Source organism: Streptomyces sp. NPDC097640, from assembly GCF_040302705.1.
In the GTDB taxonomy this organism is placed as follows: Bacteria; Actinomycetota; Actinomycetes; order Streptomycetales; family Streptomycetaceae; genus Streptomyces.
The window spans coordinates 1-13,958 of sequence record NZ_JBEOSB010000035.1 but is presented as its reverse complement, the minus strand read 5'-3'; the positions used below and the strand labels follow the sequence as shown (position 1 = coordinate 13,958).

Below are 13,958 nucleotides of genomic sequence, written 5' to 3'. Positions count from 1 at the left end.
TTGGCCGACGACAGGGCGGGCCGCCGCTCCCGAAACTGGTGATGGGTCGCAGACAGCGGGCCCGGAGACCAGGGGGAGACACAGTGCGGAGCAAGGTAATCAGCCGGGCGCGTTTTCTGGCGGGGGCGGGGGCCGTGGGGGCCGTAGCGGCGTCGGGCGCAGCGGGGGCGCTGCTGACACCGGGCCGGGCCGAGGCGCAAGGTAGTCGCAGCCCGGCCGGCCTGACCTACCGGGGCGTGTCGTACGAGGTCATCGACGGCGACACACCGGCGACCAGCTGGAGCGCCGCGAGGATGCGCAAGGACATCCGGACCATCAAAGACGAACTGCACGCCAGTTCCGTCTCGGTCTTCGGCACCGGTATCGACCGGCTCAAGGCCACCTCTTCGGAGGCGGCGGAGCGCGGGCTGCATATCTGGCTCCAGCCGCGCCTGGCGGACGTCTCCCACCAGGACATCCTCGACCATTTGGCGGAGACCGGCAGGCACGCCGAGCACCTGCGGCGCCAGGGCGCGCGGGTGCACCTCAGCGTGGGCGCCGAGTTCGTGCTGTTCGTCCCGGGCATCGTGCCGGGTGACAACGCGCTTGAGCGCGTCAAGAACATGCTCAGCGGAAACTTCGACCCCGAGAAGATGGTGCGCCGGCTGCGCGAGTTCACCGCGCGGGCCGCGAAGGTCGGCAGGTCCGTCTTCAAGGGCCGGATGACATACGGCGCGGCGCAGGACGAAGAGGTCGACTGGGACCTGTTCGACATCGTCAGCGTCAACTACTACTCATACTTCCCGGACCGGGCCGACTACGTCCGGGAGCTCACGCCGTTCCTGCGCCGGCGCAAACCGGTCGTCATCTCCGAGTTCGGCACCTGCACCTTCAAGGGCGCCCCGGAGCAGGGCGGCATGGGCTGGTACGTGGTCGACTACGACAAGGATCCCCCGGAGATCATCGGCGATCCGGTGCGCAGCGAGCGGACGCAGGCCACGTATCTCACCGACCTGCTCGACGTCTTCGAGTCCATGAACCTCTACGCGGCCCTGGTGTACCAATTCGTCGCGCCCGACAACCCGCACCGGACCAATCCGCGCTACGACCTCGACCTGGCGAGCTACGGCATCGTCAAGCCGATCTGGAAGACCTTCGAGGACGCGACGCCCCGCTGGCACTGGGAACCGAAGGAAGCGTTCCGCGCAGTGGCCCAGCACTATGCCCGCCACTGAAGCGAAGGGCCGGTGTGCCCGTCCCCGCTCACCCGGCGGGACGCGTCAGCAGGGTCCGTACACCTCCGCCCGTGAGGGTCACCTCTTCCGGCGCGCCCGCGTCGATGGTCAGCGAGAGCTCGTCGGAGGGCCAGCCCTGGGCCAGGGCGCCCAGCGGCACCCGGTGGTAGCGGTGGATCTGCGGCAGGGCCTGGTGCATGCGGTCCGGGGTGGTGAAGACCGGCACGAGCTGGGCGCCGTCTTCCTGCTCGAGCACGGGCAGGGTCACCGCCCCTGGGTCCGTGTCCTCTGCGGCATCGGCGGCGGGAAGCAGCACTTCGCTGTTGGCAAGGGTGTCCAGCGCCGAATCGTCCGCGCGGGCGGCCGCCAGTTCGCCAAGGGCGTGTTGGGTGGCGGAAACGGTGTTGTCATCGGGGAGGTCGGTCATGATTCCGTCCAGCGGTCGGGGTGACATATGTCCGGGTTCTGGAGGCGAGTACCCGACCCCGTGGCGCTGACACATCCCGCGTCGGCGCGCTGCGCACAGACCGAACACTCGACCATACGTTCGAATACCGGCGATCCACAGCGTCGGCGCCCGCACGGCGCTAGCGTTGGGGCCCATGATCGTATGGCTCAATGGCACCCACGGCGCAGGCAAGACGACGACCAGCGCGCTCGTGCAGCAGCTGATCCCGGATTCACGGGTGTTCGACGCCGAGAAGGTCGGCGAGACACTCATGAACATCACGCCGGGGCTGCCCGTGACGGACAACTTCCAGAACTGGCCGCCGTGGCGGCCGCTCGTCGTCGAGACCGCCCGCCGCGTGCTCGACTACACCGGCGGCACCCTGGTGATGCCCATGACCGTCCTGGTCGAGGAGTACTGGCGCGAGATCAGCGCGGGCCTCGCCCAATACGCCATCCCGATCAGGCACTTCGTCCTCCATGCCGACCAGGACACCCTCCGCGGGCGCATCGCGGGCGACACGGTCATCGGCCCCAACTCCCCGTTCCGTCTCCAATACCTCGAGCCCTACGCCGAGGCGGCCCGCACATGGCTCCACGACGAGGCCGAGGTCGTCGACACCACGCACCTCACACCCGCCCAGGCCGCCCTACAGATCGCAGAGGCCGTCAAGGGCTGAGGCCCGACAGAACTAGATCGGGTCGGCCGTCATCGCGCGGCGGACGCTCTCGCGGAGCAGGGCTCGACGCTGCTCGTGCAGTTCGGGAGGCTCCTGCGCGGTCGCCGCGTAGACATTGCTGACCGGTGACCACGCCATCGACATGGCGATCACCATGGCCATCACGTCGAACGGGTCTCCCTGGCGCACCAGGCCGGCGGCCTGGGCCTTGGCGATGGCGCGCAGCTTGCGGTCGTCGAGGCGGTCGGGGTCGTCGACCAGGTGGCCGGCCGGGCGTCGCTCCAGGCGTGCCCAGGTGGCCAGCCGGATGAGGTCGGGGCGGCGGAGATACTCGTCGTAGAGGCGCACGGCCCAGTCCGCGAGGTCGGCGGCGTCGATCGGGACGACATTCACGATCCGCTCCAGCGAGCCGAAGAAGATGGCGTCGAAGAGCCCGTCCTTGCTGCCGAAGTAGGCGTAGAGCTGCGCCTTGTTCGTGCGTGCCGCGGCCACGATCCGCTCGACGCGCGCACCGGCGATCCCATGCTCGGCGAACTCCTGGGTCGCCACATCGAGGATGCGTTGGTACGTCGCGGCTCCACGCGAGGTCAGGGGCTGATCAGCCATGCCGCGACGCTATCAGACAGAACAGTTGGTTTGCCTGCACGGGCCGGATGCGCTTACGGTAAACAGACCGAACAGTCTGTCTATGAGGAGAAGCCATGAGGAAGACCATTGGCTGGCAGGTGGAAGGCTCGTCGTCGACACTGCGGCGGACGCCACTGGAACGGCGCGACCTGCGCCCCGACGACCTCGCGGTCCGGGTCGACTACTGCGGTGTCTGCCACACCGATGTCCACGCCGTCAGCGCCCGGAACGGCGAAGGAGGCCGGCCCCTGGTGCCGGGGCACGAGTTCACGGGCGTGGTGACCGAGACCGGACCTGCGGTCACCCGCTTCAGCGTCGGCGACCCGGTAGCGGTGGGCAACATCGTCGATTCGTGCGGCGAGTGCGCCATGTGCAAGGCCGATCAGGAGAACTTCTGCCGAGCCTTCCCGACCCTGACCTACGACGGCATCGACCGGCACGACGGATCGACCACCCTGGGGGGTTACTCCCGCGAGTACGTCGTCCGTGACGGCTTCGCCTACCCCCTTCCCGCCGGTCTGGATCCGGCCGCCACCGCTCCTCTGCTCTGTGCCGGGATCACCGTCTGGGAACCGCTGCACGCCCTCGGCGTGGGGCCGGGGACCCGCGTCGCCGTGGCGGGACTGGGCGGCCTGGGCCATCTCGCGGTCAAGATCGCCGTGGCGCTCGGCGCCGACACCTCCGTTATCAGCCGCTCAGCGGACAAGGTCGACGACGCTCGCCGGCTCGGCGCCCACGGTCTCATCGTCTCCACGGACCCGGAGCAGATGGCTGACGCCCGCGACCGGTTCGACGTCGTCATCGACACCATCTCCGCCCCGCACGACCTCGGCCCTTACCTGAGCCTGGTCGCCATGGACGGAACGCTCAGCCACCTGGGACACCTCGGACCCGTCACCGTGGAGACCACCGACCTGCTCGTGGGACGCAAGAAACTCAGCTCCGCGGGCAGCGGCGGCAGGCTCGCGACCGCCGCCATGCTCGAGTTCTGCGCCGCACACGGCATCACCGCCGACATCGAGGTGCTCCCCTCATCGCAGGTGAACGAGGCCCTCGACCGTCTCCGGCGCAACGATGTCCGCTACCGCTTCGTACTCGACATGTCCGACCTGGGGTGAACGGCGGCTCATCGGCCGAGGTCGCGGAAGAACGCGCGGATATCTCCGACCAGCAGGTCCGGCTGTTCCATCGCCGGGAAATGCCCGCCCCGGTCGTACTCCGTCCACCGCACGATGTTGTTCGTCCGCTCCGCGACATGCCGCAGCGCGATGAAGTTCTCGCGGGGGAAGACCGCGAGGGCGGTCGGGGTGGTGGAGGGCTCGGGGGGTGCGCCCCAGTACGGGGAGTGGGCGCGTTCGTAGTAGATGCGGCCGGAGGAGCCCGCGGTGCCGGTGAGCCAGTAGAGCATGACGTCGGTGAGGAGCTGGTCGCGGTCGATGGCGTCTTCGGGGCGGTCGCGGGAGTCGGTCCACTCCTTGAACTTCTCGGCGATCCAGGCGAGCTGGCCGACCGGTGAGTCGGTGAGCCCGTAGGCCAGGGTCTGGGGGCGGGTGGACTGGATGTCGGCGTAGCCCTGGCGGTCGCGGGCCCACTGCTGGTGCAGTTCCCAGGAGGCGAGGGTGCGGGCGCGTTCGGCCGGGGCGAGGGTGGCCAGGTGGGCGGGGTCGGGTTCCTCGCCGGCGGAGGAGCCGGGAATGAGGTTGAGGTGGACGCCGATGACGCGGTCGGGGTGGAGGCGGCCGATTTCGCGGGAGATCGCGGAACCCCAGTCGCCGCCCTGTGTGCCGTATCGCCGGTAGCCGAGGCGCTCCATGAGTTCGGCGAACGCGGCGGCCACCCGGTGGTACTCCCAGCCGGTGTCGTGTGTCGGTCCGGAGAAGGTGAAGCCCGGGATGCTCGGCAACACCAGATGGAACGCCTCGGAGGGGTCGGCGCCGTGGGCTCTCGGATCGGTGAGAGCGCCCGCGACCTGGGTGAATTCGGCGAAGGAGCCCGGCCAGCCATGCGTCATGATCAGCGGGGTGGCGTCCGGCTCGGGTGAGCGGATGTGGGCGAAGTGGATGTTCGCCCCGTCGATCGTGGTGGTGAACTGCGGCCACTCGTTCAGTCGGGCCTCGGCGGCGCGCCAGTCGTAGGTGTGACGCCAGTACCGCACGAGCTCCCGCAGATAGTCGCGCGGGATGCCGTACGCCCAGCCCACTCCCGGGAGTTCGTCGGGCCATCGGGTGCGATCGAGTCGCTCGTGCAGATCGTCCAGGTCGGCTTGGGGGATATCGATACGGAAGGGGCGCATGTTCTCGGTCAGGCTCGTCATCGCGACGCATGCTAGATCCGCCCGGCCTCCGAAGCGAAGGATATTCGCGGGCGCGGGCGCGGGCGAGGGTGCGCCCGCGCCGCGAAAGCGCCGACCTCACACGAACAGCTTGCCCGGATTCAGCAGGCCCAGCGGGTCGAAGACCTGCTTGATGCCGCGCTGCAACTCCACCCCCACCGGGCCGAGTTCCCGCGCCAGCCACTCGCGTTTGAGCACCCCCACCCCGTGCTCCCCCGTGATCGTGCCGCCCAGTTCGAGCCCCAGCGCCATGATCTCGTCGAAGGACTCCCGCGCGCGCCGCGACTCGTCCGGGTCCGCGGGGTCGAAGCAGACGGTGGGGTGGGTGTTGCCGTCACCGGCGTGGGCGACGACGCCGATGGTCAGGGCGTACTTCTCGGCGATGGCGGCGGTCCCGTCGATCATGGCGGCGAGCCGGGAGCGCGGCACACAGACGTCGTCGATCATCGTGACGCCCTTGACCGCCTCCAGGGCCGGGAGGGTCATCCGGCGGGCCTGGAGCAGCAGGTCGGACTCGGCCGCGTCCTCGGCGGGGACGACCTCGGTGGCGCCCGCGGCAGCGCACAGCTCGCCGACGGCGGCGAGGTCGGCGGCGGGGTCCGGGGTGTCGAAGGCGGCCAGGAGCAGGGCCTCGGTGGAGTCCGGCAGGCCCATGTTGGCCATGGCGTTGACCGCGCGGACGCTGGTGCGGTCCATGAGTTCGAGCAGCGAGGGGGTGTGCCCGCGCTCCATGATCTGGCAGATGGCGTCGCTGGCGGCCGCGGTGGAGGGGAACTCCGCGGCGAGGACGAGCTGCTCGGGCGGGGCGGGCTTGAGGGCGAGCACGGCGCGGACGACGATGCCGAGGCTGCCCTCGGAGCCGACGAACAGCCGGGTCATGTCGTAACCGGCGACGCCCTTGGCGGTGCGGCGGCCGGTCTTCAGCAGCCGGCCGTCGGCGAGCACGACGTCCAGGCCCAGCACATATTCGGCGGTGACGCCGTACTTCACACAGCACAGGCCGCCGGAGGCGGTGCCGATGTTGCCGCCGATGGTGCACTGTTCCCAACTGGACGGGTCCGGCGGGTAGTAGAGGCCGCGCTCCATGACGGCGCGCGACAGGACGGCGTTGACCACGCCCGGCTCGACGACCGCGATCCGGTCCACCGGGTTGATCTCCAGGATCCGGTCCATCTTGATCAGGGAGAGGACGATGCAGCCGTCGGAGGCGTTGGCGGCCCCCGACAGACCCGTACGAGCCCCCTGAGGCACGACCGGGACGCGCAGGAGGGTCGCGGTGCGCATCACATGCTGCACCTGCTCGACGCTGCGCGGGAGGACGACGACGGCCGGGGTGCCCGCCTCGCAGAAGCTCGCCATGTCGTTGGCGTACGAGCTCGTCACGTCGGGGTCGGTCACGACGGCCTCGGAGGGGAGGCCCTCCCGCAGCATCTCGATCAGATCAGCCATGGCTCCAGACTCGCACCCGGCCGCCCGGGAGGGAAGATCGGCGCGGCGGGTGGGTCCGGGAGCGGGCGTTTCGGCGAATACCCGGGCGACGGGCCCTAGGGCTGTTCCTGAGCCGTCAGGGCGGGCAGCTCCCGCGTGCCGCCCTCAGCGGCACCCGCCTGGCCCTCCACCGCGTCGGCCGCGTCGGGCACCGGGACAGCGAGCACTCCCAGCGCGCCCGACGCGGCCGCCTTCCCTCCACCCAGGGCGAACTTATTCCTGGTCAGCCGCCCTTTGGCGTACATGTCCTGCACGTCTTGCGCCATTCGAACCTCGACAACTCCCCATACACCACGCGGCGTTGTAATGGATAGCAACGCGCCGAGTGTAGACGGTCCGAAGTTCGTAACAGCTTTAGTTCGTACTTTCGCGCAGTCAGAGATTGCCTCGCCTGGCCTGTTCGCGCTCGATCGCCTCGAAAAGCGCCTTGAAGTTGCCCTTCCCGAAGCCCATCGAGCCGTGCCTCTCGATCAGTTCGAAGAAGACGGTCGGCCGGTCCTGCACCGGCTTGGTGAAGATCTGGAGCAGGTAGCCGTCCTCGTCGCGGTCGGCGAGGATCTTCAGCTCGCGCAGCGTCTCCAGGGGCACCCGGGTCTCGCCGACCCACTCGCCGAGTGTGTCGTAGTACGAGTCGGGGGTGTCCAGGAACCGGACACCGGCCGCGCGCATGGCCCGTACGGTCGCCACGATGTCGTTGGTGGCGAGCGCGATGTGCTGCACACCGGGGCCGCCGTAGAACTCCAGATACTCGTCGATCTGGGACTTCTTCTTGCCGGCGGCCGGCTCGTTGAGCGGGAACTTCACCTTGCGGGTGCCGTCCGCGACGACCTTCGACATCAGCGCGGAGTACTCGGTGGCGATGTCGTCGCCCACGAACTCCTTCATGTTGGTGAAGCCCATGACGCCGTTGTAGAAGGCCACCCACTCGTCCATCCGGCCCAGCTCGACATTGCCGACGCAGTGGTCGATGGCCTGGAAGTTACGGTGGCGGGGCGGCTCGACCAGCGGGTCGGCGGGGGCGAAGCCGGGGAGGTAGGGGCCGGTGTAGCCGGAGCGTTCGACGAGGGTGTGGCGGGTGTCGCCGTAGGTGGCGATGGAGGCGAGCACCACGGTGCCGTACTCGTCCTCGACCTCGTGCGGCTCCTCGATGCCGGTGGCGCCGTGGGCGGTGGCGTAGGCGTACGCGGCGCGCGCGTCCGGCACCTCGATGGCCAGGTCGACCACGCCGTCCCCGTGGGCCGCGACATGCTCGGCGAGGAAGGTGCCCCAGGCGGTGGCGGGCTTGACGACGGAGGTGAACACGAAGCGGGCACCGCCGGAGACCAGGACATAGCTCGCGGTCTCCCGGCTGCCGTTCTCGGGCCCCGCGTAGGCGACGAGCTTCATGCCGAACGCGGTGGAGTAGTAGTGCGCGGCCTGCTTGGCATTGCCGACGGCGAAGACGACCGCGTCCATCCCCTTCACCGGGAAGGGGTCCGCCCGACGCGCGCCTTCTCCCGTCGCGGCCAGGGTGTGATCCAGCGTCTCAGTCATGTGTTCACCGTGACTCCATGACTCAGGGTGCGCAACAGTTTGCTGATTTACTGGACAATCCGTGTAGCGGATTCCGTGATTGGCCGGGCATTCTGTACACAGTGACCACCCTCACACTCCCGACAGGCCAGGAGGACCATCTTGGGAATCGACCGGCTCGACGCCCGGCTGATCGCGCTGCTCGCCGAGGAGCCCCGGATCGGGGTGCTGGAGGCGTCCCGCCGGCTCGGCGTCGCGCGCGGCACGGCCCAGGCACGGCTTGACCGGCTGCTGGCCCAGGGCGTGATCCGGGGCTTCGGCCCCGAGGTGGACCCGGCGGCGATCGGCTATCCGGTCACCGCCTTCGCGACGCTGGAGATCAAGCAGGGCCAGGGCCCGGACGTGCGCAGCCATCTGGCGACCGTCCCCGAGGTGCTCGAACTGCACACCACCACCGGCCACGGCGACATGCTCTGCCGCCTGGTCGCCCGCTCCAACGCCGATCTCCAGCGGGTGATCGACCGGGTGGTGGGGTTCGAGGGCATCGTGCGGGCCTCGACGACGATCGTGATGGAGAACCCGGTGCCGCTGCGGATCATCCCGCTGGTCCGGCAGGCGGCGGAGGACTGACCTTCACCGCTCCTTGCAAGAGACTCAGAGTTGCAAAGGAGTCCTTGCAACGGAGTCTTTGCATGCATACGCTGGCGCCATGGCCGAGAACGAGAAGCCCGTACCCGACGACGTACGGGTGCTCGACCCCCGCTCCCTGCGCGGGCTCGCGCACCCGCTGCGGATACGCCTGCTCGGCGCGCTGCGCGAGTACGGCCCGGCCACCGCCTCCCAACTCGCCGAGCGGCTCGGCGAGTCCAGCGGCGCCACGAGTTACCACCTGCGGCAGCTCGCCACCTACGGCTTCGTCACCGACGACCCGGAGCGCGGCAAGGGGCGCGAGCGGTGGTGGAAGTCGGCACAGCGCGGCACGCGCATGGGCAGTGAGGAGCTGCTGCTCGGCGCGGACGCATCTCTGCGCGGTGCGATGAGCACGGTGCTGCACGAGTACGCCACCATCCACAGCCAGGAGATGTCCACCTGGCTCGGCACCTGGCGAGAGTGGCCCGAGGAGTGGCGCCGCGCCTGGGACATCAGCGACTGGACCATCCGTCTCACCCCTGAACTCGGCACCGAGCTGCGCGACAAGGTGCAGGAGCTGATCGAGAGCTACCGCGAGAAGGAAGTGGACCAGGGCGCCGAGGACTCGGCCCCCTTCCGCGTCCATCTGCACGCCTTCCCGCGCAACGAGGACTGACCGACCCCAGGGGGGAACGACCATGTACGGCGACGACATCCATCTGCGGCTGCACCGCATCCGCGCCGAGCGGCTGCGCCGCGAGGCCCTGCGCTCCGGCTCGGCTCGTCGGCCGCGCCGGCCGCGCCGGCCCCGTCGGCTGCGCAGCCGTCTCGGCTGGACGCTGGTCGAGGTGGGCCTGCGCCTCGCGACGCCCCGCCCCCGGCCGGGGCCGCAGCCCCTCGGCTCATAACCGGCCGCTCAGCAGCTCGGCACTCTGCGGCCCGACTGAAGCGCCACCAGCGAGTTCACCGCGCCCTTGAGCGTGGTGACGGGGATCAGTCGCAGCCCCTGGGGGAGTTCGGCCTTGGCGTCGGCGCACTCCGCCCTCGGGACCAGGAAGACCGTCGCCCCGTCCCGCTTGGCCGCCTGGGTCTTGAGCGCGACCCCGCCCACCGCGCCGACCTTGCCGTCCGCCGTGATCGTGCCGGTGCCCGCGATCGTACGGCCGCCGGTCAGGTCTCCGCCGCGGCCGTCGCCGTCGAGCTTGTCGACGATGCCGAGGGAGAAGAGCAGCCCGGCGCTCGGGCCGCCCACGTCCGCGAGGCGCAGCTGCACCTTGACGTCCTTGGAGGAGAGATGGAGATAGCCGAGGGCCGCGCTGGTGGCCGTGTCCTGGGACTTCTCCATCTCCGCGGCGTTGTGCGCCTCGATCTCCTTGGTCGTCTTGCCGACGGGGTAGACGGAGTCGCGCGGCATCACGGCGCGGTCGGTCTCGAACCAGCCGCTGATGACGTCCTTGAGCCGGACCGTGGCGTCCGGCCCCGTCGCCGCGATCGTCGTCATCCTCAGCTGGCCGGTGGTCTTGCGGGGCATCGCCTTGGAGATCTTGATGACCGGCCCGCCGTGGTCGGAGCCGAGGACGTTCACGGTCGTGCCGGGCTGCGCCACCGAGAAGGGCAGCGGCGCGAAGGCGGCGACCGCGAGAAGGGCGAGGACGGGCGCGGAGCAGATCGCGAGGATCCGGACGCGCGGGGAGAAGACGGCAGGCATGGGTGTGAATCTAAGACTTGATCCGCGATTCACCAAAGGGTGAGCTGTGGACTGCACGCGGGGCGGAGTCCGGGCTTTCCGGCGTGGTCGCGCACGGGGCGCGGCTCATCCGGGGTCGCTCGGTCTCGCCGTCCGGCGGTTCGGTGAGCAGAGGTCACCCGCTGGCGGGGGACTGCCACGCGACCAGCACTCCGAAGGGTGCTCTGGCACGGTGTGGTTGACTCACTCAGGGCTTCTTCCAGCCCTTGGTCGAAAATGATGTGTGCGTGCCGTGACCGGGTGCTGTCCAGGGTCGCGGTCTTCGGGTCGTCCGGGTTGGCCAGATTCACGAAGGCAGCCAGCGCGGCGGACACCAGGTCCCGCTTGCCGACCAGGCCGCACGCCGTGCACTTGTGTTCCCGTTCCCGCAGCGTCTTGGAGACGCGTTCACCGCACAGGCAGTGCTGGGACAGGGCGGTGGACCAGGTGGAGGCCCGCAGGAGCCTGCCGCCTGCGGCCTTGCACTCGATCTCCAGGGCGGAGATGAGCATGCCGGGCGTGGTCTGGGACAGGCGCTTGCCCCACAGCCGGTGCCAGGTGCGGATGTCGCAGTCCTCCACCGTCAGGCAGGGGCCGTGGACGGCGATGATGTCGCGAGCCACGGCGCGGGCGCGGTGGCGCCGGTACTCGGCTGCGGACGCCGCGGCTTCGGCCTGGCGGGCGCGCCTCTCCCGGTAATTGCCGGACAGATGGTCGCGGCGGAACGCCTGCTTCGGCACCCCGTCCGACCGGGCATCGCGGGCACCACCCGGCACCGTCACCGTCTTGGGCCCCAGGCCCTTGGCGGCCCGGCGCTCGGCGCGCTCACGCTGCCGCTTGGACAACCCGTACTGGGCGGCATTGGCGGCCCGGCGGGACCGTTCAAGAGCACGTGCCCGGCGCCGCTTCTTCTTCGCCTCCTTCTCCAGCCGCGCCCGCTCCTCCTCGGCCAGCGTGATCTCCGAGGACTCCGGGACGCCTTCGGCGGGGTTCAGGCTGGCAGGGAAGGAGACGATCGACAGGTTGGAGACGTTGCCGTCCACTCCGCCGATCCGGCCCAGGGCGGCGGCTCGCTGCCGCATCTCTCGCACGGCCGGGGAGGCGTAGCCGGGGCCGAGGACCATCAGGTGCGCCTCGTACACCCAGCCGCCGGGCGCGGATGCCTTGCGGCGTCGCACGAGATCCACCTTGTGCCAGCGGTGCGGGTCGGCAAGGAAGTGCTCCACCCGTGCCCACTGGCCTGGTTCCTGAGGGATACGGACGGGGAGTACGAGGTCACCGCGCTTGCCGTCCGGGCCTCCGGCGAACACCACGACGAGCGGGCCGGTGTGGTCCCACCAGTTCGCCTTCCGCATACCGGGTTTACCCGAGGCGGTGACCTTCCCGGTGAGGACCTTGCCGTCCGGTACGGTCGGCTTCGGCATTCGGTGCGGCTGCATCAGCTCGCGCCGGCCGCCGTCGGAGTGGGCCATGGCGTGGCCGTGGAGGGTGCCGACCAGGCGGAAGGTCTCCCACTTGTTCTCGGTGGTGTGGGAGCGGGCGCGGCCCGGAATCCGGGTGAAGTCGTGCCACCGGCCGACACGGGGGCGACCGTGGCGCTTGCCGGTGCTGTCGGCGAACAGGTGCCGGGAGACCCCGTTCCATACCTCGTCCGCGATGTGCATGGCCAACGCTTTGGTGGCGTGGTGCTTGAGGTGCCCCGCGTCCTCCAAGTGCCGGTAGGCGCAGCGTTCGAGGGCTTCGCGGGACAGGCCAAGGCGCTGGCGTACGGCTTTCGCGCCGTCACAGTCGCGCTCATGCTCAGCGGCCCAGTAGGCATCGACCTTGGCGCGGGCGTCCCGCTGAACGGCCCGCTTGATCGACCACATCACACCGAACAGCTTCTCCAACCGGGCCAGGTCGGCGGGGTCGGTGACAGCCAGCGGCAGCACGATCACCGACACGATCCCGTCCTCGGGCTTGGTCCACGTCGGGGCCTTGTTCTTCCCCCGGAACTTCCGCTTCTGGGCAACCCGCATCGCCATCACCTCCCCTCCCTGATTAGCTGACCCAAATCACAATACGCGACTATCTATGACAGTCGGGGTGGAATTGGTTCCATGGCTACGACCTGGTTGTCTGAACCTCCGGGAGGCAGCGCAGCGCCTGAAGACCACCGTCCAGCACGTCTACAACCACAACAGCAACCGCACCGACTTCCCGTGCCCCGTCTACATCGGCCGCACCCCGCCATGGCCGGTTGATCGGCTGAACGCATGGCGCGAAGCTCATCCCAAGCACGGGGATTGGTCACTTAGCTTGACGTTTAAGCTCGGGCGGGTTTGAGTCCGAGCACGAGTTCCATGGCGTCGTTGAGAATGTGCGCCTCGTTCCCGCTCATAGCCGGGTCGACTGCCCGCATCTTCTTTGCTTGCATGAGGCATCCGGCGTCGCCATCGTCCAGATCGACCGCAGGGTCAAGGTGCCTGAGCAGTGCGGTCAGCACTGCGCGGGCCGCTGCGGCATCGGCCGTGGTGTCGACGGCAACCTGGGCCAGGATCAGGGCCGATATTCCCCAGTCCAGTCCAGGGGGCCCTTCTTGGGTGTTGCGCCAGTCGATCACCATGGCGCCGTCCGGTGTGAGCATGACGTTGCCCGGGTGCAGGTCGAGATGGAGGACACGGTCGACGGGATCGGTGGAGACCCGGGCGGGAATGCGATGCAAACGGTGCAGCACATTTGCGAGCGTCGCCCCGGCTTCCTCAGCCGTGATGGTGCCCTGCCAGAGTGCCTGCAGCATGGACGGGCCACTCAGCCGCCGTATCACCAGGTCGGTGCGCGGCAGGTCTGCAGGGTCCCGGACGTGGGGCACCGGATACCCGTGCTTCCCGAGGTAGGACATCACGACTGCTTCAGCAGTGGCATCGCCGCCATCTCGATACCGGCGAAGCACCCAGTGGTCATCGATTGCGAACACGTCCGCGCTGCGGCCGCAGCCGAGTAGCTCACCCGTGTGCATGCAGCGAACTTACCCGCCGATTGCCGCAGCTTTCTCCCCTGTGCGCCGTGGCTTGGTGCCCTTCTTGTGGTGAGCGGGGCGGGCGTATGCCTCGCCAGTGGCGAGGACACGCCCGACGTCGTGGCGTGGGGCTATGCGGCGGTTCTTCGAACCGGGCGGGCGGCCAGGGCCGGGCCTGGTGGGTTTCGGTGCACGGGCTGGGGACGGGGGAGGCTGTCGCACGACTCCCGGCCCCCGAAGGTCAAGAGCGCCCTCGGGGTCTGTGGCTGATGAGTTTGTTGAGGTTATGGACCGTGCCGAGGAG

The 13,958-nt window shown here is 69.4% G+C and carries 15 protein-coding genes and 1 pseudogene; 6 read left to right on the top strand and 10 right to left on the bottom strand.

The features are described from left to right. The first annotated feature begins 83 nt into the window (after positions 1-83). The gene (locus ABTY62_RS39585) at positions 84-1,214 is read left to right on the top strand and encodes a glycoside hydrolase family 113 protein (protein WP_352134225.1); all 1,131 of its coding nucleotides are present in this window, start codon (positions 84-86) and stop codon (positions 1,212-1,214) included. Positions 1,215-1,242: 28 nt separating this feature from the next. Here ABTY62_RS39585 and ABTY62_RS39580 read toward each other — a convergent pair whose 3' ends face one another. Next, a complete protein-coding gene (locus tag ABTY62_RS39580) occupies positions 1,243-1,641 on the bottom strand; it encodes an SseB family protein (protein WP_352134224.1) in 399 nt (132 codons plus the stop codon). A gap of 175 nt (positions 1,642-1,816) precedes the next feature. Here ABTY62_RS39580 and ABTY62_RS39575 point away from each other — a divergent pair, with 175 nt between their 5' ends. Beyond that, positions 1,817-2,341 (top strand): AAA family ATPase, encoded by a 525-nt coding sequence (locus ABTY62_RS39575; protein ID WP_352134223.1) that lies wholly within the window; start codon positions 1,817-1,819, stop codon positions 2,339-2,341. 12 nt (positions 2,342-2,353) lie between these two features. Here ABTY62_RS39575 and ABTY62_RS39570 read toward each other — a convergent pair whose 3' ends face one another. Then, on the bottom strand, positions 2,354-2,947 hold the full coding sequence (locus ABTY62_RS39570) for a TetR/AcrR family transcriptional regulator (protein ID WP_352134222.1): 594 nt from the start codon (positions 2,945-2,947) through the stop codon (positions 2,354-2,356). A 95-nt stretch (positions 2,948-3,042) separates the two neighbouring features. Here ABTY62_RS39570 and ABTY62_RS39565 point away from each other — a divergent pair, with 95 nt between their 5' ends. Next, positions 3,043-4,086, top strand: coding sequence for an NAD(P)-dependent alcohol dehydrogenase (locus tag ABTY62_RS39565; RefSeq protein ID WP_352134221.1), 1,044 nt, complete (start codon positions 3,043-3,045; stop codon positions 4,084-4,086). An 8-nt stretch (positions 4,087-4,094) separates the two neighbouring features. Here ABTY62_RS39565 and ABTY62_RS39560 read toward each other — a convergent pair whose 3' ends face one another. The 4 genes from ABTY62_RS39560 to hppD all read right to left on the bottom strand — a co-directional run bounded on the left by ABTY62_RS39560 (position 4,095) and on the right by hppD (position 8,321). After that, complete coding sequence (locus ABTY62_RS39560; RefSeq protein ID WP_352134220.1) at positions 4,095-5,282, bottom strand: epoxide hydrolase family protein; 1,188 nt, start codon at positions 5,280-5,282, stop codon at positions 4,095-4,097. A 96-nt stretch (positions 5,283-5,378) separates the two neighbouring features. Beyond that, positions 5,379-6,749 (bottom strand): FAD-binding oxidoreductase, encoded by a 1,371-nt coding sequence (locus tag ABTY62_RS39555; RefSeq protein ID WP_352134219.1) that lies wholly within the window; start codon positions 6,747-6,749, stop codon positions 5,379-5,381. Positions 6,750-6,844: 95 nt separating this feature from the next. Continuing rightward, positions 6,845-7,054 carry a hypothetical protein gene (locus tag ABTY62_RS39550; RefSeq protein WP_352134218.1) on the bottom strand — a complete coding sequence of 70 codons (210 nt, stop codon included), beginning with the start codon at positions 7,052-7,054 and terminating at the stop codon, positions 6,845-6,847. A gap of 109 nt (positions 7,055-7,163) precedes the next feature. After that, on the bottom strand, positions 7,164-8,321 hold the full coding sequence (gene hppD / locus ABTY62_RS39545) for a 4-hydroxyphenylpyruvate dioxygenase (protein ID WP_352134217.1): 1,158 nt from the start codon (positions 8,319-8,321) through the stop codon (positions 7,164-7,166). A gap of 141 nt (positions 8,322-8,462) precedes the next feature. Between hppD and ABTY62_RS39540 the strand changes: the two genes are divergently transcribed. The 3 genes from ABTY62_RS39540 (at position 8,463) to ABTY62_RS39530 (ending at position 9,838) form a co-directional block, all read left to right on the top strand. Continuing rightward, positions 8,463-8,930 (top strand): Lrp/AsnC family transcriptional regulator, encoded by a 468-nt coding sequence (locus tag ABTY62_RS39540; RefSeq protein ID WP_311727337.1) that lies wholly within the window; start codon positions 8,463-8,465, stop codon positions 8,928-8,930. A gap of 79 nt (positions 8,931-9,009) precedes the next feature. Then, positions 9,010-9,606 (top strand): ArsR/SmtB family transcription factor, encoded by a 597-nt coding sequence (locus tag ABTY62_RS39535; RefSeq protein ID WP_352134216.1) that lies wholly within the window; start codon positions 9,010-9,012, stop codon positions 9,604-9,606. 22 nt (positions 9,607-9,628) lie between these two features. After that, on the top strand, positions 9,629-9,838 hold the full coding sequence (locus ABTY62_RS39530; protein ID WP_352134215.1) for a hypothetical protein: 210 nt from the start codon (positions 9,629-9,631) through the stop codon (positions 9,836-9,838). Positions 9,839-9,846: 8 nt separating this feature from the next. Here the strand turns inward: ABTY62_RS39530 and ABTY62_RS39525 are convergent, their stop codons facing one another. The 4 genes and pseudogenes from ABTY62_RS39525 to ABTY62_RS39510 all read right to left on the bottom strand — a co-directional run. Next, complete coding sequence (locus ABTY62_RS39525) at positions 9,847-10,638, bottom strand: S16 family serine protease (RefSeq protein ID WP_352134214.1); 792 nt, start codon at positions 10,636-10,638, stop codon at positions 9,847-9,849. A gap of 29 nt (positions 10,639-10,667) precedes the next feature. Beyond that, positions 10,668-12,680, bottom strand: a complete 2,013-nt coding sequence (locus ABTY62_RS39520; protein ID WP_352134213.1) for a zinc ribbon domain-containing protein — start codon at positions 12,678-12,680, stop codon at positions 10,668-10,670. 281 nt (positions 12,681-12,961) lie between these two features. After that, complete coding sequence (locus ABTY62_RS39515; RefSeq protein WP_352134212.1) at positions 12,962-13,654, bottom strand: phosphotransferase; 693 nt, start codon at positions 13,652-13,654, stop codon at positions 12,962-12,964. Positions 13,655-13,663: 9 nt separating this feature from the next. Further along, positions 13,664-13,855 (bottom strand): annotated as a pseudogene (locus tag ABTY62_RS39510) (NF041680 family putative transposase); the annotation flags it as partial. Positions 13,856-13,958 lie beyond the last annotated feature (103 nt).